Origin of the sequence: Actinoallomurus sp. CA-142502 (genome assembly GCF_050936355.1) — a bacterium.
Classification (GTDB): Bacteria; Actinomycetota; Actinomycetes; order Streptosporangiales; family Streptosporangiaceae; genus Actinoallomurus; species Actinoallomurus iriomotensis.
On the sequence record NZ_JBNJMY010000001.1, the window covers coordinates 3307668 to 3331631 of the forward strand.

General features: G+C 70.3%; 26 protein-coding genes. 17 read left to right on the forward strand and 9 right to left on the reverse strand.

What is annotated here, in order from left to right:
• Positions 1 to 248 precede the first annotated feature (248 nt).
• The gene (locus ACQEV1_RS16060; RefSeq protein ID WP_433394586.1) at positions 249 to 1190 is read right to left on the reverse strand and encodes a LysR family transcriptional regulator; all 942 of its coding nucleotides are present in this window, start codon (positions 1188 to 1190) and stop codon (positions 249 to 251) included.
• A gap of 74 nt (positions 1191 to 1264) precedes the next feature.
• On the opposite strand from ACQEV1_RS16060, the gene ACQEV1_RS16065 reads away from it, so the two are divergent.
• From ACQEV1_RS16065 to ACQEV1_RS16110, 10 genes are all read left to right on the forward strand, one after another.
• Positions 1265 to 1414 carry a hypothetical protein gene (locus ACQEV1_RS16065; protein ID WP_285569086.1) on the forward strand — a complete coding sequence of 50 codons (150 nt, stop codon included), beginning with the start codon at positions 1265 to 1267 and terminating at the stop codon, positions 1412 to 1414.
• Between the two features lie 106 nt (positions 1415 to 1520).
• Positions 1521 to 3077 (forward strand): signal recognition particle protein, encoded by a 1557-nt coding sequence (ffh, locus tag ACQEV1_RS16070; RefSeq protein ID WP_285617749.1) that lies wholly within the window; start codon positions 1521 to 1523, stop codon positions 3075 to 3077.
• Positions 3078 to 3374: 297 nt separating this feature from the next.
• On the forward strand, positions 3375 to 3845 hold the full coding sequence (gene rpsP, locus ACQEV1_RS16075) for a 30S ribosomal protein S16 (RefSeq protein WP_285569081.1): 471 nt from the start codon (positions 3375 to 3377) through the stop codon (positions 3843 to 3845).
• A gap of 1 nt (position 3846) precedes the next feature.
• Complete coding sequence (locus ACQEV1_RS16080) at positions 3847 to 4089, forward strand: RNA-binding protein (RefSeq protein ID WP_285569079.1); 243 nt, start codon at positions 3847 to 3849, stop codon at positions 4087 to 4089.
• A 163-nt stretch (positions 4090 to 4252) separates the two neighbouring features.
• Positions 4253 to 4750, forward strand: coding sequence for a ribosome maturation factor RimM (gene rimM, locus ACQEV1_RS16085; protein WP_433394587.1), 498 nt, complete (start codon positions 4253 to 4255; stop codon positions 4748 to 4750).
• Between the two features lie 11 nt (positions 4751 to 4761).
• On the forward strand, positions 4762 to 5535 hold the full coding sequence (gene trmD, locus ACQEV1_RS16090) for a tRNA (guanosine(37)-N1)-methyltransferase TrmD (protein ID WP_433394588.1): 774 nt from the start codon (positions 4762 to 4764) through the stop codon (positions 5533 to 5535).
• Between the two features lie 105 nt (positions 5536 to 5640).
• A complete protein-coding gene (gene rplS / locus ACQEV1_RS16095) occupies positions 5641 to 5991 on the forward strand; it encodes a 50S ribosomal protein L19 (protein ID WP_285569071.1) in 351 nt (116 codons plus the stop codon).
• A 366-nt stretch (positions 5992 to 6357) separates the two neighbouring features.
• Complete coding sequence (gene lepB / locus ACQEV1_RS16100) at positions 6358 to 7335, forward strand: signal peptidase I (RefSeq protein ID WP_285617693.1); 978 nt, start codon at positions 6358 to 6360, stop codon at positions 7333 to 7335.
• A 1206-nt stretch (positions 7336 to 8541) separates the two neighbouring features.
• Complete coding sequence (locus tag ACQEV1_RS16105; RefSeq protein WP_433394589.1) at positions 8542 to 9330, forward strand: ribonuclease HII; 789 nt, start codon at positions 8542 to 8544, stop codon at positions 9328 to 9330.
• Between the two features lie 27 nt (positions 9331 to 9357).
• On the forward strand, positions 9358 to 9669 hold the full coding sequence (locus ACQEV1_RS16110; protein ID WP_285569062.1) for a DUF2469 domain-containing protein: 312 nt from the start codon (positions 9358 to 9360) through the stop codon (positions 9667 to 9669).
• Between the two features lie 10 nt (positions 9670 to 9679).
• Here ACQEV1_RS16110 and dprA read toward each other — a convergent pair whose 3' ends face one another.
• The 5 genes from dprA to ACQEV1_RS16135 form a co-directional block, all read right to left on the reverse strand.
• Positions 9680 to 10825 carry a DNA-processing protein DprA gene (dprA, locus tag ACQEV1_RS16115; RefSeq protein WP_285617690.1) on the reverse strand — a complete coding sequence of 382 codons (1146 nt, stop codon included), beginning with the start codon at positions 10823 to 10825 and terminating at the stop codon, positions 9680 to 9682.
• Positions 10826 to 10906: 81 nt separating this feature from the next.
• Positions 10907 to 11047 (reverse strand): hypothetical protein, encoded by a 141-nt coding sequence (locus ACQEV1_RS16120; protein WP_433394590.1) that lies wholly within the window; start codon positions 11045 to 11047, stop codon positions 10907 to 10909.
• Between the two features lie 79 nt (positions 11048 to 11126).
• A complete protein-coding gene (locus tag ACQEV1_RS16125; protein ID WP_433394591.1) occupies positions 11127 to 12686 on the reverse strand; it encodes a YifB family Mg chelatase-like AAA ATPase in 1560 nt (519 codons plus the stop codon).
• Positions 12687 to 13046: a YraN family protein gene (locus tag ACQEV1_RS16130; RefSeq protein WP_285569052.1), complete on the reverse strand. Its 360-nt coding sequence runs from the start codon at positions 13044 to 13046 to the stop codon at positions 12687 to 12689. It abuts the gene before it with no gap.
• Between the two features lie 40 nt (positions 13047 to 13086).
• Positions 13087 to 13617 carry a murein hydrolase activator EnvC family protein gene (locus tag ACQEV1_RS16135; RefSeq protein WP_285617687.1) on the reverse strand — a complete coding sequence of 177 codons (531 nt, stop codon included), beginning with the start codon at positions 13615 to 13617 and terminating at the stop codon, positions 13087 to 13089.
• Between the two features lie 259 nt (positions 13618 to 13876).
• On the opposite strand from ACQEV1_RS16135, the gene rpsB reads away from it, so the two are divergent.
• The 5 genes from rpsB to ACQEV1_RS16160 are packed head-to-tail and all read left to right on the forward strand — an operon-like array spanning position 13877 to position 18009.
• A complete protein-coding gene (gene rpsB / locus ACQEV1_RS16140) occupies positions 13877 to 14869 on the forward strand; it encodes a 30S ribosomal protein S2 (RefSeq protein ID WP_433394592.1) in 993 nt (330 codons plus the stop codon).
• A 39-nt stretch (positions 14870 to 14908) separates the two neighbouring features.
• Positions 14909 to 15745: a translation elongation factor Ts gene (gene tsf, locus ACQEV1_RS16145; RefSeq protein WP_285569045.1), complete on the forward strand. Its 837-nt coding sequence runs from the start codon at positions 14909 to 14911 to the stop codon at positions 15743 to 15745.
• 41 nt (positions 15746 to 15786) lie between these two features.
• On the forward strand, positions 15787 to 16554 hold the full coding sequence (pyrH, locus tag ACQEV1_RS16150) for a UMP kinase (RefSeq protein ID WP_285617684.1): 768 nt from the start codon (positions 15787 to 15789) through the stop codon (positions 16552 to 16554).
• A 16-nt stretch (positions 16555 to 16570) separates the two neighbouring features.
• Complete coding sequence (gene frr / locus ACQEV1_RS16155) at positions 16571 to 17128, forward strand: ribosome recycling factor (RefSeq protein ID WP_285569039.1); 558 nt, start codon at positions 16571 to 16573, stop codon at positions 17126 to 17128.
• A 20-nt stretch (positions 17129 to 17148) separates the two neighbouring features.
• Positions 17149 to 18009, forward strand: a complete 861-nt coding sequence (locus ACQEV1_RS16160) for a phosphatidate cytidylyltransferase (protein WP_433394593.1) — start codon at positions 17149 to 17151, stop codon at positions 18007 to 18009.
• Positions 18010 to 18081: 72 nt separating this feature from the next.
• On the opposite strand, the gene ACQEV1_RS16165 is transcribed toward ACQEV1_RS16160, so the two are convergent.
• Positions 18082 to 19275 carry a suppressor of fused domain protein gene (locus ACQEV1_RS16165; protein WP_285569034.1) on the reverse strand — a complete coding sequence of 398 codons (1194 nt, stop codon included), beginning with the start codon at positions 19273 to 19275 and terminating at the stop codon, positions 18082 to 18084.
• Positions 19276 to 20027: 752 nt separating this feature from the next.
• On the opposite strand from ACQEV1_RS16165, the gene rlmN reads away from it, so the two are divergent.
• Positions 20028 to 21152 (forward strand): 23S rRNA (adenine(2503)-C(2))-methyltransferase RlmN, encoded by a 1125-nt coding sequence (gene rlmN, locus ACQEV1_RS16170; protein WP_433394594.1) that lies wholly within the window; start codon positions 20028 to 20030, stop codon positions 21150 to 21152.
• 630 nt (positions 21153 to 21782) lie between these two features.
• Positions 21783 to 22289: a DivIVA domain-containing protein gene (locus ACQEV1_RS16175; protein WP_285569029.1), complete on the forward strand. Its 507-nt coding sequence runs from the start codon at positions 21783 to 21785 to the stop codon at positions 22287 to 22289.
• Positions 22290 to 22501: 212 nt separating this feature from the next.
• Here the strand turns inward: ACQEV1_RS16175 and ACQEV1_RS16180 are convergent, their stop codons facing one another.
• Both ACQEV1_RS16180 and ACQEV1_RS16185 read right to left on the reverse strand, forming a co-directional pair.
• Positions 22502 to 23260 carry a hypothetical protein gene (locus ACQEV1_RS16180; protein ID WP_433394595.1) on the reverse strand — a complete coding sequence of 253 codons (759 nt, stop codon included), beginning with the start codon at positions 23258 to 23260 and terminating at the stop codon, positions 22502 to 22504.
• On the reverse strand, positions 23257 to 23961 hold the full coding sequence (locus ACQEV1_RS16185) for an ATP-binding cassette domain-containing protein (protein ID WP_433394596.1): 705 nt from the start codon (positions 23959 to 23961) through the stop codon (positions 23257 to 23259). Before ACQEV1_RS16185 ends, ACQEV1_RS16180 begins: the two co-directional genes overlap by 4 nt.
• Between the last annotated feature and the right edge of the window lie 3 nt (positions 23962 to 23964).

Sequence of the window (23964 nt, forward strand, 5' to 3'; positions counted from 1 at the left end):
CCCGTTCACCGAGGTGCACACCACCGGCCGGGCGTGCTGAGACCCGTCGTCGCCCAGCGCGAGCGGGACCCCGGCGGCACGACCACCGCGTCGCCGGGGCCCGCCTCGCACGGGTCTCCGCCGATCGTGCCCGACGGCCGTCCGGACCGTACCCGCGTCGGGCGGGTCGTGGCGCCGGGACCGAGGGGAGGACCGCGGGGCAGGCCTGGTCCGCGAGTCGCCGTCGGCGTACGTCACCGCCGGCCGGCTCACCGCCGATCCGGCCCTTCCGGCAGTGACACGAGATCCCGGCCGGCCTCCTCCAGCGCGGCCAGGCCCCGCGCGATCGCGGGACGGTGGTCGCTGCCGAGCCGGACGCACGCCAGGACGCGGCGTGTGGGCGCGTCGCGCAGCGGGAGCCGGGCGACCGCGTGCCGGGTGGGCACCGTGGCCGTACGGGGGATCAGAGCGACGCCGAGCCCGCAGGCGACCAGGGCGGAGACCGCCGTGTAGTCGCGCGCGTGGTGCGCGACCCGCGGCGTGAAGCCCGCGGACGAACAGGCCGTGACGGCGACTTCGTACAGGTCGCAGCTGCCGGCGGCGGCCAGTACCCAGGGCTCGTCCGCGGCGTCCCCCAGGGCGGTCTCCTCCCGCCCCGCCAGCGGGTGGCCGGCGGGCACGATCAGGTCGAACGGCTCGGCCAGCACCGGGCGGCGGCCGAACTTCGCGTCGTCCAGCGGCAGCGTCGCCCCGCCCAGGACGGCCACGGCGATGTCGGTCTCCCCGGCCAGCAGCCGGTCCAGCGCGTCGGCCGGCTCCTCCTCCGCCACGTGGACGGCCAGCCCGGGGTCCGCGGCGCGCAGCCGGGCCGCCGCCGGTGCCAGCAGCCCCGCGACCGCGGAGGGGAACCCGCACATGCGCAGAGACGCGGAGCTGCCGTCGGCGTACGCGGCCAGCTCGGCACGCGCCCGCTCCCAGCCGGCGTGCAGGGCGTCGGCGTGGGCCACCAGCACGCGGCCGGCGGGTGTGAGGCGCACGCGCCGGCCGTCGGGCTCCAGCAGCGCGACGCCGGTCTCGCGTGCGAGCTGGCGCAGCTGGTGGGAGACGGCGGACGGGGTGAGGTGGAGCACGTCGGCGGCCGCGGTGACCGTGCCGTGGCGGTGCACGAGGCGCAGCATCTGGAGGCGCCGCAGGTCGATCGACTCGATCATGCGATTTCCTCACACGGTCATGGGCGAAAAGATGAGCTGGACCTCAACTGTAGGCGCGGCCGACACTGGCGGGCATGAACCGGTGCCACCGATGCGGCAGCCCGCAGGAACCCCCGTACACCGTCGTCTCACGTCACCTCACGTCGGAGGGCGTGCTCCTGTACACCCGCTGTGCCTGCGGCGCGGTGCGGCCGCGGCTGCTGCGTTACCAGGGACTTCGCTGAGAAGCGGCCGGTGACGAGGGTCGCGCGCCGAGCGTCATGCCCAAGGCCGGTCGAACGGATAGTGTGGTAGGTCGATCCCCGAAGCTTCCTAGGACTGGCCAAAGACGTGTTCGAGACGCTTTCCGACCGGCTGACTACGGTCTTCTCCTCACTGCGCAGCAAGGGCAAGCTGTCCGAGTCGGACATCAACGCCACGGCGCGCGAGATCCGCATCGCCCTGCTCGAGGCCGATGTGGCGCTGCCCGTCGTCAAGGACTTCATCGCGCAGATCAAAGAGCGGGCCGCCGGTGCGGAGGTGTCCCAGGCGCTGAACCCCGCCCAGCAGGTCGTCAAGATCGTCAACGACGAGCTGATCAACATCCTCGGCGGCGAGACGCGGCGGGTGCGGTTCGCCAAGACGGCACCGACCGTGATCATGCTGGCGGGTCTGCAGGGTTCGGGTAAGACGACGCTGGCGGGCAAGCTGTCGCGCTGGCTGAAGAACGAGGGCCACGCGCCGCTGCTCGTCGCCGCCGACCTGCAGCGGCCCAACGCCGTCCAGCAGCTGCAGGTGCTCGGTGAGCGCGCCGGCACGCCGGTGTACGCCCCCGAGCCGGGCAATGGCGTCGGCGACCCGGTCGAGGTGGCCCGGCGCTCGATCGAGCACGCACGGCACGCGCAGCACGACGTGGTCATCATCGACACCGCCGGCCGGCTGGGCATCGACCAGGAGATGATGCGCCAGGCCGCCGACATCCGCGACGCGGTGAAGCCGGACGAGATCCTCTTCGTCGTCGACGCGATGATCGGTCAGGACGCGGTCACGACGGCGCAGGCGTTCGTCGACGGCGTCGGCTTCGACGGCGTCGTGCTCACCAAGCTCGACGGCGACGCGCGCGGTGGCGCCGCGCTGTCGGTGCGCCACATCACCGGCCGGCCGATCATGTTCGCCTCCACCGGTGAAAAGCTGGAGGACTTCGACGTCTTCCACCCCGACCGGATGGCGGGGCGGATCCTCGACATGGGTGACATCCTCACCCTGATCGAGCAGGCCGAAAAGGCGTTCGACGCCGAGCAGGCCGAGAAGATGACCTCGAAGTTCGCTTCGGGCGAGGACTTCAGCCTGGAGGACTTCCTCGAGCAGATGCAGATGATCCGCAAGCTCGGGCCGATCAAGAACCTGCTCGGAATGATGCCCGGAATGGGGCAGATGCGGCAGCAGATCGACGAGATCGACGACCGTGATCTCGACCGGGTGGGCGGCATCATCAACTCGATGACGCCCGACGAGCGGCGCAACCCGAAGATCATCAACGGTTCGCGGCGCGCGCGCATCGCGAAGGGTTCCGGCGTCTCCGTGACCGAGGTCAACAACCTCGTCACCCGCTTCTTCGACGCGCAGAAGATGATGCGCCAGATGGCCGGCGGCATGGGCATTCCCGGTATGCCGGGCACTCGTCGCAAGGCGGTCAAGGCCAACAACAAGAAGAACAAGAAGGGCCGGCAGCGCAGCGGTGACCCGCGCAAGCGCGCCCAGGAGGCGACCGGAAAGGGCGGCGCCGGCCAGGACGCCCTGCCGAAGGGCCTGCCGCCCGGCCTGGGCGGCGGCCTGCCGGGACAGCTGCCCCCGGGCTTCCAGATGCCGGACTTGTCCAAGCTGCAGGACCCCAAGAAGGGGAAATAACCGAATTCCGCTGATCGTGCGGTGATCGTCTGCTTCGCCGCACGACCGGCGGTGAAAACGACCTCGGGAGGGCGGCCGGAGAAACCGGGCGGTCGGTCGGGGCCGGTTGGTCGGGGGAAACAAGAACCTGATCGATTGCGACTTCGCCGCGATCGTCTGGCAGAATGGCAGGCTGGAACCGCGGTCAGCCAGGGACCCTCTCTCAACCCGGGCGAGCCGTGTCCTTCCGAGTGGCAGCGCAGGTCCCCACCCGGCGCCCGTCCGCTCATCCATTCGAATCTGGAGAACACCACACCCGTGGCAGTCAAGATCAAGCTCAAGCGTCTGGGGAAGATCCGGGCACCGTACTACCGGATCGTCGTTGCCGACTCCCGCACCAAGCGCGATGGCCGCGCCATCGAGGAGGTCGGCAAGTACCACCCGAAGGAGGAGCCCTCGCTGATCGAGGTCGACTCCGAGCGGGTGCAGTACTGGCTGGGCGTCGGTGCCCAGCCGACCGAGCCCGTCCTCGCGATCCTCAAGGTCACCGGCGACTGGCAGAAGTTCAAGGGCGAGCCGGGTGCCGAGGGCACGCTGAAGGTCGCCGAGCCGAAGCCGGACAAGGCCGAGGTCTTCGCCGCCGCCCTCAAGGAGACGGCGGACGAGCCCGAGGGCAAGGCGACTCAGCCGAAGTCCAAGAAGGCCGCGCCGAAGAAGGCCAAGAAGGACGAGGCGAAGGCGGAGGAGCAGCCGGCCGAGGACGCCGCCGAAGCCAAGAGCGAGGCGTAGCGTGCTCGAGGAGGCGCTCGAGCACCTGGTGCGCGGCATCGTCGAGCACCCGGACGAGGTTCGGGTGCGGGCACGTCGGCTGCGCAACGGCAGGGTCCTCGAAGTACGCGTGCACCCCGACGACCTGGGCAAGGTCATCGGGCGCAACGGCCGTACGGCCAAGGCCCTGCGCACCGTCATGAGCGCCATCGCCGGAGGACGATACGTCCGCGTCGACCTGCTCGACCTCAACGAGGCGCGCTGACGGTGTCCTCCGGATCCCCGGCCCGCGCCACGGCGCCCGGGCCGCCGACGCTTCGGCCCGGCGAAGGATCCGCGCCCGTCCGATCCCCGGCTGCCACCGTGCGGCCGGGGATCTCGGCTTCCTTCCGCGACGGGGCGGCCCGATCTGTACGAGGCGGGGTCTGATGCTGCTCGCCGTCGGCCGCATCGGCCGCGCACACGGAGTCCGTGGCGAGGTCAGCGTCGACGTGCGCACCGACGACCCGGCCGCCCGGTTCGCCCCCGGAGCCGCACTCGGCACCGAGAACGCGGGCACGCTGACCGTGGAGACGGTCCGTACGCACGCGGGGCGCCTGCTGGTGCGGTTCGCCGGGATCGAGGACCGCACGGCCGCCGAGGAGCTCCGCGGCCTGCTGCTGCTCGTCGACTCCACCGAGATCCCGCCGAGCGGCGACCCGGAGGAGTTCCACGACCACGAGCTGATCGGCCTGGCCGCCGTCGCCACCGACGGCACCGCGCTCGGTGAGATCGTGGACGTCGAACACCACGGCCAGGACCTGCTGGTCCTGCGCCGCCCGAGTGGCGACGAGGCGCTGGTGCCGTTCGTCAGCGCGATCGTCCCGACCGTCGACGTCCCCGCCGGCCGCGTCGTCCTCGACCCGCCGGCCGGTCTGCTCGACTAGAGAAGACCCCCATGCGACTCGACATCATCACGATCTTCCCCGACTACTTCGCGCCGCTCGGCGTCTCCCTGCTGGGCAAGGCCCGGCAGCGCGGCGACGTCGACGTCCACGTACACGATCTGCGCGGCTGGGCCCACGACCGGCACCGTACGGTGGACGACACCCCGTACGGCGGCGGCCCCGGCATGGTGATGAAACCCGAGCCGTGGGGCGAGGCCCTCGACGCGATCGCCCCGGCCGGGGCGACGCCGCGGCTGGTCGTGCCCACCCCGAGCGGGCGCCCGTTCACCCAGGAGACGGCCGTCGCGTACGCGGGGGAGCCGTGGCTGGTGTTCGCGTGCGGTCGCTATGAGGGCATCGACGCCCGGGTGATCGAGGACGCGCGGTCGCGGATGCCGGTCGACGAGGTGAGCATCGGCGACTACGTCCTCGCGGGAGGCGAGTCGGCCGTACTCGTCATCGTCGAGGCGGTGACGCGGCTCCTGCCGGGCGTGCTGGGCAACGCCGACTCGGTCAGCGACGATTCCTTCGCGCCGGGCCGGATGGCGGCGCTGCTCGAAGGCCCGGTGTACACCAAGCCTCCGACCTGGCGCGGACGCGAGGTACCCCCGGTGCTCATGTCGGGCAACCACGGCGCGATCGCCCGGTGGCGGCGCGACCAGGCCCTGCGCCGTACGGCCGCCACGAGACCCGATCTGATCGCCCGCAACACCCTGGACGACGCCGATCGGAGTACCCTGGCGGACGCCGGTTTTCCGATCGACGGCGAACATATGGCACACTGAGATGTCGGCCCGGCTTCATGCTGGGCGCGCCCAGACTTCCCAGAAGACCCCATCGCGTTGTGGCACCGTGTGCCGCGCGCGTGTCCAACACGAGGAACCTCAGTCATGCACACCCTGATCCAGGAGATCGAGAACGCCGCGAAGCGGTCGGATGTACCGGACTTTCGCCCGGGTGACACGCTCAAGGTTCACGTGCGCGTGACCGAGGGAAGCCGCAGCCGTATCCAGGTCTTCCAGGGCGTTGTGATCCGGCGCCAGGGCGGCGGCGCCCGCGAGACGTTCACGGTCCGCAAGGTGAGCTACAGCGTTGGCGTGGAGCGCACGTTCCCGCTCAACAGCCCGTCGATCGACAAGATCGAGGTCGTCACCCGCGGCGACGTCCGCCGTGCGAAGCTCTACTACCTCCGCGACCTCCGCGGCAAGGCCGCGCGCATCAAGGAGAAGCGCGACAACTGACCGCGGCTCCGACGAAGCCCTCCTCCCGAACGTGATCCGCCGGAAACGGCGATGTTCGGGAGGATCGGTGCTTTTAGCGCAGGGATCGTTCGGTGCACCGAGTGCCGTCACCGCGGAGGCGGTGTTGCCGCTTCCGGTCATCGGTGCCGTGACGCGGGGCCGCCCTCTTCCGGAAGGTCAAGTCTCGGCAAGGTCGAGTTGAGCCGACGGGGCCTTACGGGTACAACGGGCACTGCGAATCGTCCGGGACGGCGCAATGGCGTTCCAGGGCGAAGTTCTCTATTCGGATGACTCCGGCGCCCTTGCTGGAGACGACACGCGGCCGATAACCTCCCGTGCGGCCTTAGGGCATTAGGCTTCCCAATGATGAGCGACGACGAGCAGGGCCTGCGCGAGCCCGCGCCCACTTCCGGTGAAACGCGCCACGACCTGTCCGGGAACTCCCGGGACGGCGTGAGGCACGAAGGGCGCGAGCCGAACGGTACGCCCGACGATGCGGCCCTGGTCGGAGACGAGGCCGACTCCGGTGACGACGACTCGTCACACAAGGGGCGGAAGAAGAAGCAGGGGTCGTTCTGGAAAGAACTCCCCATCCTCGTCGTCGTGGCGCTCGCCCTGGCCATGGTCATCAAGGCCTTCGCCGTGCAGGCGTTCTACATCCCGTCCCAGTCGATGGAGAACACCCTCAAGGTCGGCGACCGGGTCCTGGTCAACAAGATCGTCTACCACACGCGCGACATCAAGCGCGGTGACGTGGTCGTCTTCAACGGGCTCGACTCCTGGGACCCGGAGGTCCAGTACCCCCAGCCGAAGAACCCGGTGTCGAAGGTGCTCCACGCCGTCGGCAGCGCGTTCGGGGTCGTGCCGGGGGAGAAGGACTACATCAAACGCGTCATCGGTGTGCCGGGCGACCACGTGGCATGCTGCGACGCCCAGGGCCACGTGACCGTCAACGGCCACCCGCTCGTCGAGACGTCCTACATCTACACCGACCCGCAGACGGGCGAGCAGAACCGGCCGTCGGACAGCAAGTTCAAAATCACCGTGCCGGCGGGCCACCTGTGGGTGATGGGCGACCACCGCGAGGTGTCGTACGACTCGCGCGGCCACATCGGCGACCCGGGCGGCGGCACGATCCCGGAGAGCCGCGTGATCGGCCGAGCCTTCGTCGTCGTCTGGCCGCTGTCCCGGCTCAAGACGCTGCCGATCCCGTCGACCTTCAGCACCCCGGGGCTGGCCTTGGAGAACGGCGTCCTGCCGGAGACACCACTGGCTCTGGGCCTGATCGGCGCCATACCGGTCACGCTCCTACGCCGCCGTTTCCGCATCCGCCGCTCCCGGTGACCGCCTGTCGCTCGATCGCGTCGAGCTGACTTACGCGTCCTGCTGGACAGCGTGTTAGGGCGGGCAGATTCCGCTGTCCGGTTGCCCGCCGCCTCGCCTTGTTGTCGTCGGTCGACGGCCGAACCAGGGCGACTCCCTCCTCCGAGTTGAGCCGCGCCACCCGGCCGCCGCTCGTGACGGACGGACGCCCGGAGAGAAGTCGTAGGCACGGCGGATCCGGTATGGCGCGGGAGCCCTTCGCTGGACTAGAGCCATCCCGTGCGCTGTTTGAAGGGCGCTGTCTCGGCCGTGTCCCCTTGGCAGCGCGCAGCGTCTTTCGGCTCAGCTCGCCGCGTCGGATGCCGGATGTCGGATGCCGGGCGACCGGATGCCGGATGCCGGGCGACCGGATGCCGGATGCCGGGCGACCGGGCGCCGGATCCCGTATGGCGCGGGGGGCCTTCGCTGGACTAGAGCCATCCCGTGTGCTGCTTGGAGGCCGCGCAGCCTCAGCCGCGTCCCCTTGGTAACGCACAGGTGGTAACGCACAGAGTCATTCGGCTCAGCTCGCCGCGTCGGACGCCGGACGCCGGGCGTCGGACGCCGGACGCCGGGCGCCGGGCGCGGGGACGCCGGACGCCGGACGCCGGACGCCGGACGCCGGACGCGGGGTACCGGGACGCCGGACGCCGGGTGCTGGGCGCCGCTTCGCCGGGATGGACGATCGCGCGTGGGCCCGGCCGCGACGTCCGTCCGGTCAGGCGTGCCGCAGCGGCTGCTCACCGCCCCTGCGTACCGCCGCGCGGCCGTGTGACGGCGGTCCGCGTCGAGCCGGCCTGCCGGGAAGCCGTCGGCGACACACTCGGCCGCCGAATGCCGGCAGCCCCTGCACGGGGCATCCTCAAAGCCATGCCGCAGGCCCGACCGCATGCGTGGCTTGGCCGGTCCTGGTCTCTTTGTGGGGCGGAGAGTTGTTTTCCTCCCTTATGGGGCGCAAGTCAACGTCTGGTGGCTTTGATGCCCGCACTGCCGTTCAATCGAGGTGCGGCCGCGGTCCGAACGACGGATCACTTCCTTCTGCGCCTTCCTGAAAAAGATATGCCAGGTCTTTCGGTCGCCGTGGGTGGGGCGATCAGCTCTTCTCACCTGCGCCATCTCGGTTTCGGACGTCCTTTCCCGCCGGTGTTCGAGCGCGGGCTCGGCCGTTGGCGACGTACCCTGCGTCATGTGCACATCGATGTCCGGGCTCACCGGCCCCGAGGTCTCACTCCCCGGCGCGACGCCGGGCTGTACGCCTACGAGCGGGTGCTCGAACGCGCCGGGCTCGGTCCCGTCGCAGGGGTCGACGAGGCGGGGCGGGGAGCGTGCGCGGGACCACTCGTCGTCGCCGCGGTCGTGCTGGCGCCGGGACGCCGCGGGCGGCTCGAAGGACTGGCGGACTCCAAGTTGCTCACCGCCGCCCGCCGGGAACGCCTCTACGCGGAGATCACCGAGACGGCCTCCGCCTGGTCCGCGCTGGTGATCCCTCAGGAGGAGATCGACCAGATCGGGCTGCACCGGTGCAACATCGCCGGCATGCGCAGGGCGCTGGCCGGCCTGACCATGGTGCCGGGTTACGTCCTCACCGACGGGTTCCGGGTACCCGGCCTGGTGGCGCCCGGCCTCCCGGTGCCCAAGGGCGACCGGGTGGCCGCCTGCGTCGCCGCCGCCTCGATCGTGGCGAAGGTGACACGAGACCGGATCATGATCGACCTGCACGAGCGCTATCCGGAGTACGGTTTCGCCGTACACAAGGGATATGTGACACGAGCGCACACGGCGGCGCTTCGAAAGCATGGTCCATGTCCTGAGCATCGGCGTTCTTTCATCAACGTGGCACGCGCGGCGAACGGGGAGATCGAAGAGACTTGCGTGGTCACGGGCTCGGCGGAGGAGGAGGATGCTCCGGTCACCGGGGAAACCGACTGGGACGCGTCAAAGTACGAACGCACCGCCGGCCGGGCGGATGTCGCCTGAGTCGGTAGTACGGGGAGGGGAACGGCCATGAGCGCAGAGGATCTCGAGAAATACGAGACCGAGATGGAGCTCCAGCTCTATCGGGAGTACCGCGACGTCGTCGGCCTGTTCGCGTACGTCGTGGAGACCGAGCGCCGCTTCTACCTGACCAACACGGTCGACCTGCAGGTGCGCAGCACGGACAACGGTGAGGTCTTCTTCGAGGTCACGATGCAGGACGCCTGGGTCTGGGACATGTACCGCCCTGCCCGCTTCGTCAAGAGCGTCCGCGTGGTCACCTTCAAGGACGTCAACGTCGAAGAGCTCGCCAAGAGCGACCTGGAGCTCCCCGAAGGCTGACATCTTCTCCTCATGGCCGGGATGAGTCACGGCGCAGCCTCCACCCTTTCGCGCAGCGTTCGACGAATCCGCCCGCGGCGAGCGCGCCGAGGCAGGTGAGCGCGGTGTCGAGGTCGACGCCGGCGGTCACCGCGATGCGAGCGGCGCCCGCTCCGCCCCGCGCCGGAAGCGCTTCGAGGACATCCCGCGCCGCCGGGCCGAGCTGATCACGGTCGAGCACCGGGCCTCGGCGTACCGGTGCGAGGTCATCGCCGATCAGCCCGACCCGGTCGAGTACGTCGGCGGTGTCAGTGACGCAGACGGCCTCCGCCCATTCGCGCAGGATCGTGTGGCAGCCGGCCGACGTCGGTGACGTGACCGGCCCGGGCACCACCATGACCGCACGCCCGAGGTCACGGGCATGGCGAGCCGTACTGATGGCGCCGCTGCGCTGGGCCGCCTCGACCACCACCGTGCCGCGGGTCAACGCCGCGATCACTCTGTTCCGGATCAGAAAACGCGGACGGGTCGGCGTCGCTCCAGGCGCGAGCTCGCTCACCAGCAGCCCGCTCTGGGCGATCTCCGCGAACAGCGCCGAATGCGAACTCGGGTAGGTCACATCCACTCCACAGGCGAACACCGCCACCGTGGTCCCGTCGCCGCTGAGCGCACCACGATGCGCGGCGGCATCGATCCCGTAGGCGCCGCCGCTGACCACGGTCCAGCCGTTGTCCGCCAGTTCGGCCGCCATCTCGGCGGCGACGTGCACTCCGTACGGCGATGCGGCACGGGCACCGACCAGCGCGACCGAACGCAGGCAGCCGAACCGCAGATCCTGGTCCCCGAGGACCCACAGCGCGTACGGCCGGGCCGCCCCGAGATCGTCGAGCTGGGACGGCCACTCGGCGTCACCCGGGCAGAGCAGCCGCCCGCCCTGCTCTTCGCAGCCGGCCAGAAGGCGTTCGGGGTCGGCCTCGGACAGCCGGGCGCGCCAGGCGGGGAACCGCCGTCGGAGTTCGGTCTCGTCGTCGCCGTCGGGCGCTTCACCGGCCCGTATCGCCTCGATCGCGCCTTGGGCTCCTGCCAGGCCGACCAGGCGGCCTAAGCGCTCATCACCGGGCTCCGCCACAGCGGTCAACAACGCCCGCGCCAACCGCTCTTGAGCAGGGACGGTCATCAGAGCTCTCCTTCGTCTGGATGCTGAACGCGGCCGTCGGTCTCCGTGCCGCCGGCCAGCGTGCCGTCGGATGCTGCGCTGTCAGGCCCGGCTGTCGGCCATCGTGGTGGCGGGCACCGTGCCGTCGGACGCTCGCCGCTGGGCACCGCGCCGTCGGACGTGATGCCGCTTGGCCGTGGGGATGTCGTCGTCGGCCCGAGGGCGTACGTCGAGTGTGCGCAAGGGGCGGGTGCTCGCCGGTGTCGGGTCATCGGGGGCCGTCGGGGGAGGGCCGGCTGGTCGATGGTGATGGTGGGTGGGGTCAAGTGCGGCCTTCCCAGAGGCCGAGGGCCTCGTTGACCTCGTCGGCGGTAGGGGTCTCCTTGCCGCGTAGATCGGTGAGGGTCCAGGCGACGCGGACCACTCGGTCGAGGCCTCTCGCGCTCAGGCGGCCGTCGGCCAACGGGCGGTCGAGGGCTGCGAGGGCGGCGTGCGGTGGGGCGAAGCGACGGCGTAGTTCGCGGCCGGGGATCTCCGCGTTCGTGCGCCAGGGGGTGTCGGCCAGGCGTCTTCTCGTGCGTTCCCGTGCCGTGAGCACCCGTTCGGCCACCACCTCGCTGGACTCGGCGAGAGTCAGGTCGTAGCGGAGTTCGGCTCTGGTCACCTCTTCCAGCTCGGACTTGAGGTCGACGCGGTCGAGCAGCGGCCCGGACATGCGCGCGAGGTAGCGCCGGCGTACGGAAGGGGCGCAGCTGCAGTCTCGGAACCTCGGAGCCGCGCAGGGGCACGGGTTCGCGGCCAGGAGCATCGTGAACCTGGCCGGGAAACGGGCCGTCGCGCCCGACCTGGCGATCACGACCTCGCCCCCTTCGAGGGGCTGCCGTAACGCGTCCAGGACGCCGCCGCCGAACTCCGGGCTCTCGTCCAGGAAGAGGATGCCCCGGTGCGCGAGCGAGGCGGCCCCCGGCCGGATCAGCCGCCCGGCGCCGCCGCCGACCAGGGCCGCTCGTGACGCCGTGTGATGCGGTGCCTGGAACGGCGGCCTGGTGATCAGCGGCTGGTCCGCCGGAAGCGTGCCGGCGACCGAGTGGATCGCCGTCACCTCCAGCGCCGCGCCGTGGTCGAGGTCGGGCAGCAGCGTGGGGAGCCGTTCGGCCAGCATCGTCTTGCCGCAGCCCGGCGGGCCGGTGAAGCACACGTGGTGACCGCCCGCCGCGCTGATCTCCAGCACCTTGCGCCCCACCGGCTGCCCGCGGACGTCCGCGAGGTCGAGGTCGCCACGCCGGGCCCCGGCCCGTGACGCCAGCACGTCGGCCGGTGCGCGGCTCGTCAGGTCGGCGGCCTCGTCCTCGGGCTCTTCGGGCGGTGGCAGGTCGCGCAGCAGCGCCAGCAGGGCACGGAGCGAGCCCACGCCGACCACCTTCACGTCCGGCACGAGCGATGCCTCCGAGACGTTGCCCTTCGCCACGATCACCGTCTCGGCTCCGCTCTCGGCCGCGGTCAGGACCGCCGGCAACACGCCGGACACGGGCCGGATACGGCCGTCGAGACCCAACTCGCCGATCATCACGAGGCCCGCGCAGGCCTCGATGGGCACGGCTTCGTTCGCGCCGAGCACCGCCACGGAGATGGCCAGGTCGAACCCGCTGCCGCGCTTGGGCATGCTGGCCGGGAACAGACTCACGGTGACGTGACGGTTGGGCCACGTCTCCCCACTGTTGAAGATGGCCGCCCGTACGCGGTCGCGCGCCTCGCTGAGCGCGGTGTCCGGGAGGCCGACCAGATGCAGGCCGGGCACGCCGTTGGTGATGGCGGCCTCGACGTCGACGATCTGGCCGTCCACCCCGAGGAGGGCGACGGCTCTGGTGCGGGCGAGCGCCATTCAGCACACCGCCTTGAGATGGTCGACGTCGAACCGCCCGGGCCCGGCGCGTAAGAGCCCGATCACATCGATGCGGACGGCGGCGGCCTGGCTGATGCCGTGCGACGCCAGCCACCGCATCGCGAGCCGTCGCAACCGCTCCGCCTTGGCCGGCGTGATCGCCTCCAGCGGAGTGCCGTACGCCGCCCGTGAGCGCGTCTTCACCTCGCAGACCACCAGGCCGGATCCGTCATGGGCCACGATGTCGAGCTCGCCCTCCGGGCATCGCCAGTTGCGCTCGATGATCGTCCAGCCGAGCCCCATCAGATGCCGGACGGCGGCGTCCTCTCCGAGCCGTCCGAGCACGTCTTTCGCGCGCATGTCCTCACCTCCGACCATCGAAACTGCCGGAAGATCACGCTCAGTGGTAGAGGGTGTACGGACTGTGGATAACTCGGCGTTCAGGCTCGTCGTCCCACCAGGGCAGAAGGCGTACGGGGGATCGGCCCACGAGGATCAGCGGGTCCAGATACGAGAGCCCCCGCCGAAGCCCCCAGTGCAGGCACGCGACCTGACCGCAGTGGCCGAGCGCGCCCTCCACCACGCCGATGCGCGTCCCCGCCGTCACCGCACGTCCAGGCCGCACCGTCGCACGTACGGGCAGGTAAGTCGTGCGCAAGCCGCCGTGGATCACGGTGACCACCCCTCGCCCCGCCAGGTCTCGTGCGTAACCCACCCGGCCGGGCCCGGCCGCGTACACCGCCTGTCCCGGGCGGGCCGCCAGGTCGACGCCCCGGTGACCGGGCTCCCACGGGTGCGCCGGAGGATCGTACGGCCGTAGGACCTCGGGCGCCGGGCGCAGCGGCCACCGCCACGTCGTCCCGCCGGCGTCATCGGCGGGACCGGAGGGCAGCAGCGTCGTGATCACCAGTAGCAATCCGCTCCACGTCATGCCGCCACAGCCTGCGTTGGCCCGGCGCCCGCCACCAGAGCCTCCGCTCCGATGTGGATAACTCCCGCTGATTCCACGCCAGGGGCGCACCGCCGGTACACTGACTGAACGGTCGCATGACCGAATTCGCGCGCCCGCCGGCCATCGGCGAACGGTGGGGCGGCCCTCTCGGTCCGTGACGGCAGTCACGGCAGGGGCACGCACGGGCGCAAGACAACCGAGACCGGCCCGAAATGGGCCAGACAGGAGCGGAACGGGCATGGCACCCGTCGTTACCATGAAGCAGCTGCTCGAGAGCGGCGTGCACTTCGGGCATCAGACCCGGCGCTGGAACCCGAAGATGAAGCGTTTCATCTTCACCGAGCGCAACGGCATCTACATCATCGACCTGCAGCAGTCGCTGTCCTACATCGACCGCGCCTACGACTTCATCAAGGAGACGGTCGCGCACGGCGGCACGATCCTGTTCGTCGGCACCAAGAAGCAGGCGCAGGAGTCGATCTCCGAGCAGGCGCAGCGCGTCGGCATGCCCTTCGTCAACCAGCGCTGGCTGGGCGGCATGCTCACCAACTTCTCGACCGTCCACAAGCGCCTGACGCGCCTGAAGGAGCTCGAGGAGCTCGACTACGACGACGTCGCGGGTTCGGGTCTGACCAAGAAAGAGCTCCTCATGCGCAAGCGTGAGAAGGACAAGCTCGAGCGCACTCTCGGCGGCATCCGGGACATGGCGCGTGTGCCCAGCGCGGTGTGGATCTGCGACACCAAGAAGGAGCACATCGCCGTCAACGAGGCGCGCAAGCTCGGCATCCCGGTCGTCGCGATCCTCGACACCAACTGCGACCCGGACGAGGTCGACTACCCGATCCCGGGTAACGACGACGCCATCCGCAGCGTCAGCCTGCTCACCCGCGTGGTCGCCGACGCCGTCGCCGACGGTCTGATCGCCCGTGCGGGCGCCTCCGCCTCCGGCGACGAGAAGCCGGCCTCCGTGGGAGCCGAGGAGCCCCTGCCGGAGTGGGAGCGCGAGCTGCTGGAGAAGAAGGCCGAGGCCGACGCGGCCGAAGCCCAGGCCCCGGCCGAAGCCCAGGCCCCGGCCGAAGCCCAGGCCCCGGCCGAAGCCCAGGCCCCGGCCGAAGCCCAGGCCCCGGCTGAGACCCCGGCCGAAGCCCAGGCTCCGGCCGAGGCTCCCGCTGAGGCCCCGGCTGAGGCGCAGGCTGAGACGGCGGAAGCGCAGCCCGCCCAGGAAGCCTGACGGCCGGCCGACAACCGAAGACGAAAGAGACAGACCACAATGGCGAACTTCACCGCCGCCGACGTCAAGCGGCTACGTGAGCTCACCGGCTCAGGCATGATGGCGTGTAAGAACGCCCTCACCGAGGCGGAGGGCGACTTCGACAAGGCCGTCGAGCTCCTGCGTCTCAAGGGCGCCAAGGACGTCGGCAAGCGCGCCGAGCGCACCGCCGGCAACGGCCTGGTCGCCCAGCACTTCAAGGGCGACAACGACGGCACGCTGATCGAGCTCAACTGCGAGACCGACTTCGTCGCGAAGAACGAGCAGTTCATCGCGCTGGCCGACCAGATCGCCGCGTTCGTCGCGAACACCGACGCGGCGGACGTGCCGGCGCTGCTCGGCGCGGAGATCGAGCCGGGCATCACCGTTCAGCAGCTGATCGACAACAACAGCGCCAAGATCGGTGAGAAGCTCGAGCTGCGCCGCTTCGCCCACTTCACGGGCGGCTACGTGGCCAGCTACCTCCACAAGTCCGACCCGTCCCTGCCGCCGACCACCGGCGTGCTGGTCGAGCTGGACACCGAGAACGCCGAGGTCGCCAAGGACATCGCGCAGCAGATCGCCGCGATGTCGCCGAAGTACCTCAGCAACGACGACGTTCCCGAGGACGTCGTCGCCAAGGAGCGGGCCCTCGCGGAGCAGATCACGCGTGAGGAGGGCAAGCCCGAGCAGGCGATTCCGAAGATCGTCGAGGGACGCGTACGGTCCTACTTCAAGGACTTCGTCCTTCTCGAGCAGCCCTTCGTGAAGGACCCCAAGAAGACGATCGCTAAGGTCCTCCAGGAGTCCGGCGTGAGCGTCAAGCGCTTTGCCCGGTTCAAGGTCGGACAGGCCTGAGGGTCGCCGAAGACAGAACGAGAGACGAGGGAGCCGCCGCCGTGCAGGAGAAAGAACCGACCGACACGACGGCGGCTCCGTCGTCCCAGTCCCACGGCTGGAAACGTGTCCTTCTGAAGCTGTCCGGCGAGGCGTTCGCCGGCGGTGAGGGGCTCGGCATCGACCCGGCGATCGTGCAGCACATCGCCAAGGCGATCGCCGAGGTCACGCGCGAAGGGGTCCAGGTCGCCGTCGTCTGCGGCGGCGGGAACATGTTCCGCGGCGCGCAGATGTCGGCCCGCGGCATGGACCGCGCCCGTGGCGACTACATGGGCATGCTCGGCACCGTGATCAACTGCCTGGCTCTGCAGGATTTCCTGGAGAAGCTCGAGGTCGAGACGCGGGTGCAGACCGCGATCACCATGGGCCAGGTGGCCGAGCCGTACATCCCGCGGCGCGCCATCCGCCACCTCGAGAAGGGCCGCGTGGTCATCTTCGGAGCGGGGATCGGCCAGCCGTTCTTCTCCACCGACACCGCCGCCGCCCAGCGGGCCCTGGAGATCTCCGCCGACGCGGTGCTCAAGGGCACGCAGGTCGACGGCGTGTACGACGCCGACCCGAAGAAGAACCCGGACGCCTTCCGGTTCGACCGGCTGGAGTACGGCGAGGTGCTGCAGCGCGGGCTCAAGGTCATGGACGCCACCGCGATCAGCCTGTGCATGGACAACGGCCTGCCTATTGTGGTCTTCGACCTGATGGGACAAGGCAACATCGTGCGTGCCGTACGTGGTGAAAAGATCGGCACATTGGTATGTCCGGCGGACAGTTGAAATACAGGAGCCTAAGGTGATCGACGAAATCCTCCTCGAGGCCGAGGAGAAGATGGACAAGGCCGTCACGGTCGCCAAGGAAGACTTCACCAGTATCCGTACCGGCCGGGTCACGCCCGCGATGTTCAACAAGATCACCGCGGAGTACTACGGGACGCAGACGCCCATCAACCAGCTGGCGTCGTTCCAGCTTCCCGAGCCGCGCATGGTCATCGTCCAGCCGTACGACGCCTCGTCGATGAACGCGATCGAGAAGGCCATCCGCGAGAGCGACCTGGGTGTCAACCCGGGCAACGACGGGAAGATCATCCGTGTGGTCTTCCCCGAGCTGTCGGAGGAGCGCCGCAAGGAGTTCATCAAGGTGGCCGGGCACAAGGCGGAGGAGGCGCGGGTCTCGATCCGCAACATCCGCCGTCACGCCAAGGACGCCTTGGACAAACTCGCCAAGGCCGGTGACGCGGGCGAGGACGAGGTGCACCGCGCGGAGAAGGATCTCGACGACTTCACGCACAAGCACGTCGCCAAGATCGACGAGTTGCTCGAGCACAAGAAGGCCGAGCTGCTCGAGGTCTAGTGGGACTCGAACAAGCCCCTATGCCGGCACCGGAGATCCCGGAGGAGCAGGCGGACACGGGCAAGAAGAAGCGCGGATCCAGCCGTAACCTCCCCATCGCCGTCGCGGTCGGTGTGGGGCTGGGCGCCGTGGTGCTGCTGTCGCTCTACACGATCAAAGAGATCTTCCTCGGCGTCGTCGTCGTCTTCCTGGGCGTCGCCGTCTGGGAGTTCATCCGGGCGTTCGCCTCGCGTGGCATCCGGATCCCGTGGGTGCCGGTCATGGTCGGCGGGCTCGCGACGCTGCTCTGCACCTACTTCTGGGGTACGACCGCGCTGGTCGCGGGCTTCGGCCTGACCGCCCTCGCCGTCCTGCTCTGGCGGCTGCCCCAGGGCCAGGACGGCTACGTCCGTGACGCGACGGCGGGTGTCTTCGCCACGGCGTACATCTGGTTCCTCGCCGGGTTCGTCGTGCTCCTGCTGGCCGCTCCGGACGGCGCCGACCGCGTACTGATCTTCATCGCGGTCACGGTCGCCAGCGACATCGGCGGATTCTTCGCCGGTTCCTTCCTCGGCAACCACAAGCTGGCCCCCACGATCAGCCCGAAGAAGACGTGGGAGGGCGTCAGTGGATCGGCGCTGACCTGCATGGTCGTCGGAGGGTTCCTGCTGCCGTGGCTGCTGCACGGCCACTGGTGGCAGGGCGTCATCGTCGGCGTGGCCGCGGTCTGCTCGGCGACTCTGGGCGACCTGATCGAGTCGGTGATCAAGCGGGACCTGGGGATCAAGGACATGGGCAGCCTCCTGCCCGAACACGGCGGAGTCATGGACCGCCTCGACTCCCTGCTGGCCACCGTTCCGGTGGTCTGGCTGCTGTTCCAGGTGTTCGTGCCGCCCGCGTAGACCTGTGACGCCGGGCGGCCGATCGGTGCCGCCCGGCGTGTCGTACGGGCCGGGAGGCGGCCCGCGGTTCGGCTATTCGCCCACGATCCAGCTGCGGCCCTGGCGGGCGAGGCGTTCGATGAGGGCGTCCGGACCCTCCTGCTTGCCGTACTGCCGCTCCGCCTCGGTGATCGGGACGATCCACAGCCACTGCACCGGGTCGCCGCCGAATGAGAACGCCGTCAGGTCGGGAGCGTTCGGCCCTTCGAGACGGTTCGGATTGTCGAGCAGGAGGACGCCCTCCCACTTCGGGCCGAGCGGGAATGTCCGAGCCTCGTGATACCACTTCACGTTGTCGCCCGGCGCGAAGGAGGTGACGGCCTGCCATGGATACTGCGCCAGCCACGGGAAGACCCGTCCCGCCTGCACGCTGGGCAGCGTCGTGGCGACCGCGAGTTCGATACGGGCGTGTTCGCCCACATTGTCCTCGTAGAGCTCGACCGTGGGCATCCGCTGGCAGCTCATGCCGACGGTCGACAGCACGTTGTACGACCGGTCGCCGCGCGCCGGGCGCTCGGAGACACCCACGACCGGCTCGCGCCGTGGCGGCGTGGTGGTCGCCGGAGTGGCGGGTACGGCGGGCCGTGGCGCGGGTGTGGCGGGCTGCGACCCGTTCTCCGTACGGCTCGGCTGGCGGCCGATGTCATGCCAGTAGTAGCCGCCCGGTCCGAGGCGGCTCAGGAGATGGCCGAGCAGTGACTGCTGGAAGGCCTCCCAGGCGCCCGATCCACGCCGCCAGCTCCAGAACGCCTCGGCCTGCAGTATCCGCGGACCGAGCTCGTCGATCTCATCGTCCAGCGCGAACGCGAACGGGCTCCGGCCGATCGCCTCCCGCGCGTATCCGGGGATGCCGCGGTCCATGTCGGACCAGCCGGGGATGACGCACAGCGGCTGCCCGGCCTCCATCAGCGCGACCCCGTCACCCTCCTCGAACCACACGACCTCCAGCGTCCGGGGGTCGAGCGGCGGCCGCCCCTTGGGGTGTTTCGTACGGCCGCTGGGCAGCGCGGGCACCAGGCCGGCGTTGAGCCGCGCCAGATCCGCGTGGTACGGCGCCTCCTGGTGATTGGCGACCCAACTGGCCGCGACGGTCTCCCCGTCACTGGTGCGCAGGTACGCCGCCGTGGCGACCTGGTCGTACTCAACGTCGAGGACACGGCTTCCGTAGGGACTCGTGTCACTGAGCAGGACCCGCGCCTCCCGCGGCGTTCTACGCAATACCGGCATAGGAAGGGACTGTAGTGATTCCGGAGCCCGAGCGGAGCCACGACCTGCCGACAGAACACCCTCTTGTCCAAACCGGCCCCTGAGACGCACATGCCGGCCCGAATTCGTGCCGGTCCGGGGGTTCCTGATTGGGACGCGCCGGTTCGGCACCACGCCTGTTCGGGTCCATTCGGGGCCTGACTGGTTGTGCCGGTTGAAGGCTCTGCCTGGTCGGGTCCATGCCTGCGTTGGCCGGGCCTGCGCCTGGACGGTCCGCGCCTGAGCGGTCCGAGCCCGGTCGGGCCTGCCCCTGGCTGGGCGGTCCGCGCCTGGTCGGGCCTGCCCCTGGCTGGGCGGTCCGCGCCTGGTCGGGCCTGCCCCTGGCTGGGCGGTCCGCGCCTGGTCGGGCCTGCCCCTGGCTGGGCGGTCCGCGCCTGGTCGGGCCTGCCCCTGGTCGGGACTGCGCCCGCCTGGTCGGATCCGCGCCTGCCCGTCGGGTCTGCGTCGGGGCGTGGCAGCGTCTGGGTGGGTCCGCGCCGGTTTGAGCCGGCCTCTCTTCGAGTCCGGCCGGGGTGTGCACCTGTTCGGGGTATGCGTCGACTTCGGACATGCGCCGGTTCCCCGCAGCTGTCGGAGGCTGCCGGTCGCTTCCTCGCGGGGCGGGTGTCGGTGCTGGTGACACCGTTTCATGCGGGGCCGTGCCGGGCGGAGGTGCCGCCGGTGACTGACGTGCGGTCAAAGCTCTCCCGGGCGTCTGCCACACTGGTACGAACATGTCCGCTCAGCTCACCTTCGCCGCTCCGCGGCGGGCCAAGCCGCCCCGGCATCTCGCAGACCTGTCCCCGGACGAGCGCCGGGAGGCCGTCGCGGCACTCGATGAGAAGCCGTTCCGTGCCGACCAACTGTCCCGGCACTATTTCGGTCGGCTGGTCGACGATCCGGCTGACATGACCGACCTGCCGGCCGCGGTTCGGGACCGTCTCGTCGCCGAGCTGATGCCGTCCCTGCTCACCTCGGTGCGTGATCAGGTCTGCGACGAGGGCATGACCCGTAAGACGCTGTGGAAGGCGTTCGACGGCACGTTGATCGAGTCGGTGCTGATGCGGTACCCCGACCGCGTGACGATGTGCGTGTCCTCGCAGGCGGGCTGCGGTATGAACTGTCCGTTCTGCGCGACCGGACAGGCGGGGCTCACCCGTAACCTGTCGACGGCCGAGATCGTCGAGCAGGTGGTCGCCGGCGCCCGTGCGCTGGCCCGAGGCCAGATTCCCGGCGGCGCCGGACGGGTCAGCAACATCGTCTTCATGGGGATGGGCGAGCCGCTCGCGTCGTTCAACAACGTGGTCCGGGCGATCCACCGGTTCAGCGACCCCAGCCCGGCAGGGCTCGGCATCTCCCAGCGCAACATCACCGTCTCGACGGTCGGTCTCGTCCCCGCGATCGGGCGGCTCACCGACCTCGACCTGAAGGTGCGCCTCGCGGTGTCGCTGCACGCACCCGACGACGAACTGCGGGACGAACTCGTCCCCATCAACACGCGCTGGAAGGTCGCCGAGGTCCTCGACGCCGCCTGGGCCTACGCCGACCGCACCCGGCGGCGCGTCTCCATCGAGTACGCCCTCATCCGCGACATCAACGACCAGGCCTGGCGCGCCGACCTGCTGGGGCGGCTCATCAAGGGCCATCCCGTGCACGTCAACCTGATCCCGCTCAACCCGACGCCCGGCTCGAAGTGGACCGCCTCACGGCCCACCGTCCAGACCGAGTTCGTCCGGCATCTGGAGGCACACGGCGTGCCGGTCACCGTACGCGACACGCGTGGCCAGGAGATCGACGGAGCCTGCGGTCAGCTCGCGGCGATGCCCCAGGAAGCCCCGCTGCGGTCCCAACAGGGATAGGGCACAAGGCACTCCGGTGCCCCGGCACCGGTCCTCGGCGAGGCGGGCCCCGAGAGAGCCGATCGTCTGCCGCAGGCGAGCGTCCAGGAGATCGATCCCCGCGCCTCGAACGTGATTCGAGAAGGCCGATCTCGTACTCGGTAGGAGGACGACTCCTGCGCTGCAGGTGGGGCTGGCGGAGGCTGATCCCGTACCTCGGGCGGGTTCGAGCAGGCAGATCCTCGCCCTCGGACAGATCCGAGAAAGGCCGATCCTGTCTCGCGCACGGGTCGGGGGGCGGCTGGTCTTGTGTGGGGGGTGAGCCCGGGGAGGCCGGTCCTGTCTCGCGGGCGGGTCAGGGGACGGCTGATCTTGTATGGGGGGTGAGCCCGGGGAGGCCGGTCCTGTCTCGCGGGCGGGTCAGGGGACGGCCGATCCTGTACGGCGGTTGGACCCGAGGAAAGCCGATCTTGTACGGCGGGTGGGGCTGGAGGAGGTCGATCCTGTATCTCGGGTGGGTCCGAAGTCAGGCCGATCCCGTGCCTCGGGTGGGGGCCGAGGAGTCCGACCCGGGCCGCAGGCCGGATACGGCCATGACGTATCGCCTGTTCGTGCATCGCCTGTCCGGCGGAGATCGGAAACAATGATCAGATGCCAGACTTTCCGCGTGCCCTCCGCGGCTACAGTCCCGCTCAGGTGGACGCGCTCATCGGCCGGATCGAGGGGACGCTCGGCCGGCGTCCGCTGTACGCGCCGCCGGTGACGGCCGATGAGGTCAACGCCGCGAAGTTCGGGCGGGCGGTGCGCGGATACCGGATGAAGACCGTGGACGAGGCGCTCGAGGAGTACATCCGCACGCTGGAGGACAAGGCCGGCGGCAACCGCATGGCGTCCGGTGAGGTGGACCGGCTCGTCGGCCTGGTGCGAAACGTGCAGTTCAGGACGACGCGGGTCGCCCCGGGGTATGACGAGCAGGAGGTCGACGACTTCCTCAACGCGACGATCACCGCCCTCCGCGAGGGGACCGCCCGCGCGTCGGTGGTGAAGAAGTCGGTGTTCGCGGCGACCCGGATGCGGCCCGGCTACCGCCAGGCGGAAGTGGACGCCTTCCTGGACCGTCTGGCATCCGAGATCGAACGCCTCCGCTCCGACAGCTGACGGCGGTCGCGATCATGGGCAGGTGCGGCGCAGGGGGCGGTCATGGGCGGGTGCGGCGCAGCCAGACATGCAGGGTGACCGCGATCGGGTCCAGCCGAGAGTGTGTGCGGCGGGCGGGGGTGGCGGTCATGGGCGGGTGCGGCGCAGCCAGACATGCAGGGTGACCGCGATCGGGTCCAGCCGAGAGTGTGTGCGGCGGGCGGGGGTGGCGGTCAGGGGCGGGTGCGGCGTAGTCGGACGTACAAGGCGATGGCGATCGCGGTCCAGGCGAGGGTGCGTGCGGCCAGGTCCGGGAAGGCGTGTGTGAGGTCGGCGGGGCCGTGGCCGGCTGACCGCATCCAGTCGATCATCGGGACCGCCAGGAAGCGCAGCCCCGTCATGCCGAAGATCAGGTTGAGGGCGCAGATGCCCAGCAGGACGAGGATCGAGGTGCCCGTCGACGGGATGACGGCGCGGCTGGTCAGCGCCCCCACCGCGGTCGCGCCCAGCGCCGACAGAGGGGACAGCGCGGCGCAGACCAGCATGGCCTGGACGCCCAGCCCGGAACCGGCGGCCATGGCCAGCAGGTAGATCGGGGCGATCAGCGCGAGTACGACGCTGAAGACGTACGCCGACAGCAGGCCGGCGATGAGGGCCCGCCGGCGGCCCGCGGTGACCGCGGACACGTACCGCTGGACGTCCGGTTCGGTGTCGAGGAGGCCACGCGCCGCCCAGGCGCAGATCGGGAAGACCAGCACGGCCGCGTCGGCGATGGCGTTCACCGTTCCCTGCCGCACTTCGGCCGGTGTGCCGCCCACCGGGCTGGAGAACATGATGGCCAGCAGCAACGCCAGCGCGAGCACCGGATGCAGCGCACGCACCGACCGCACGTACCCGCTGAGCTGGTAGCGCATCACGGCGACCATCGACCGTCGTAGGGGGAGCGGCGGGGCGGCGAGCGGCGACCGGCGGCGGTCGAGGCGGGCGGTCATCGGCGGCGGGCGTGGTAGCCGTCGGCGGTCAGGCGTTCGACCAGGGCGTCGGCCTCGTCGGAGCGTACGGTGACCTCCACGACCGTGTGTTCGTCCGGTATGTCTCCCACCGTCACCGTGTGGCCTGACACCCGCCACCGGACGACGTCCGGGAGTTTTCGCAGGTCGCCCTGGTGATCGCTCACGACCACGGACGTGCCCTCCGCGGTGAGGCCGGACAGGATCGACGGCAGCGCCGCGCGGGTCTCGGAGTCCAGGCCCGCGAAGGGTTCGTCCAGCACCAGGAGTTGCGGTTCGGCGATCAGTGCCTGGATCAGGCCCGCCTTGTGGGCGCTGCCCTTGGACAGGTCGGGCAGCCGGGTGCCGAGCAGGCCGGAGAAGCCCAGGCGCGCCGCCCATTTTCCGACCGTGGACTCGTCGACGCCCCGGATCCGCGCCATGTGGCCCAGGTAGGCGCCCGCGGTGAAGGGCTGGGCGGCCGGGAAGATCTCCGGGGCGTACCCGATGCGCGGCGGCCGGTCCGACACCTGGCCGCGCACCGGGGGGACCACTCCGGCCAGCAGCCGCAGCAGCGTCGACTTGCCCGCTCCGTTGGCCCCACTGACCTCGACGAGCCGCCCACGGGGTACGGTCAGCGTCACATCGCGGAGTACCCATGGCGCGCGTCGCCGGTAGCGGAACGCGACCTGCTCCAACTGCACGAC

What these genes read in the sequence shown, in the direction of transcription:
- ACQEV1_RS16060 (WP_433394586.1), bottom strand. Translation starts at nt 1,190, where the DNA reads ATGATCGAGTCGATCGACCTGCGGCGCCTCCAGATGCTGCGCCTCGTG.
- ACQEV1_RS16065 (WP_285569086.1), top strand. Translation starts at nt 1,265, where the DNA reads ATGAACCGGTGCCACCGATGCGGCAGCCCGCAGGAACCCCCGTACACC.
- rimM (WP_433394587.1), top strand. Translation starts at nt 4,253, where the DNA reads ATGCTGCTCGCCGTCGGCCGCATCGGCCGCGCACACGGAGTCCGTGGC.
- trmD (WP_433394588.1), top strand. Translation starts at nt 4,762, where the DNA reads ATGCGACTCGACATCATCACGATCTTCCCCGACTACTTCGCGCCGCTC.
- rplS (WP_285569071.1), top strand. Translation starts at nt 5,641, where the DNA reads ATGCACACCCTGATCCAGGAGATCGAGAACGCCGCGAAGCGGTCGGAT.
- lepB (WP_285617693.1), top strand. Translation starts at nt 6,358, where the DNA reads ATGAGCGACGACGAGCAGGGCCTGCGCGAGCCCGCGCCCACTTCCGGT.
- ACQEV1_RS16110 (WP_285569062.1), top strand. Translation starts at nt 9,358, where the DNA reads ATGAGCGCAGAGGATCTCGAGAAATACGAGACCGAGATGGAGCTCCAG.
- dprA (WP_285617690.1), bottom strand. Translation starts at nt 10,825, where the DNA reads ATGACCGTCCCTGCTCAAGAGCGGTTGGCGCGGGCGTTGTTGACCGCT.
- ACQEV1_RS16125 (WP_433394591.1), bottom strand. Translation starts at nt 12,686, where the DNA reads ATGGCGCTCGCCCGCACCAGAGCCGTCGCCCTCCTCGGGGTGGACGGC.
- ACQEV1_RS16130 (WP_285569052.1), bottom strand. Translation starts at nt 13,046, where the DNA reads ATGCGCGCGAAAGACGTGCTCGGACGGCTCGGAGAGGACGCCGCCGTC.
- ACQEV1_RS16135 (WP_285617687.1), bottom strand. Translation starts at nt 13,617, where the DNA reads ATGACGTGGAGCGGATTGCTACTGGTGATCACGACGCTGCTGCCCTCC.
- rpsB (WP_433394592.1), top strand. Translation starts at nt 13,877, where the DNA reads ATGGCACCCGTCGTTACCATGAAGCAGCTGCTCGAGAGCGGCGTGCAC.
- tsf (WP_285569045.1), top strand. Translation starts at nt 14,909, where the DNA reads ATGGCGAACTTCACCGCCGCCGACGTCAAGCGGCTACGTGAGCTCACC.
- ACQEV1_RS16160 (WP_433394593.1), top strand. Translation starts at nt 17,149, where the DNA reads ATGCCGGCACCGGAGATCCCGGAGGAGCAGGCGGACACGGGCAAGAAG.
- ACQEV1_RS16165 (WP_285569034.1), bottom strand. Translation starts at nt 19,275, where the DNA reads ATGCCGGTATTGCGTAGAACGCCGCGGGAGGCGCGGGTCCTGCTCAGT.
- rlmN (WP_433394594.1), top strand. Translation starts at nt 20,028, where the DNA reads ATGTCCGCTCAGCTCACCTTCGCCGCTCCGCGGCGGGCCAAGCCGCCC.
- ACQEV1_RS16175 (WP_285569029.1), top strand. Translation starts at nt 21,783, where the DNA reads ATGCCAGACTTTCCGCGTGCCCTCCGCGGCTACAGTCCCGCTCAGGTG.
- ACQEV1_RS16180 (WP_433394595.1), bottom strand. Translation starts at nt 23,260, where the DNA reads ATGACCGCCCGCCTCGACCGCCGCCGGTCGCCGCTCGCCGCCCCGCCG.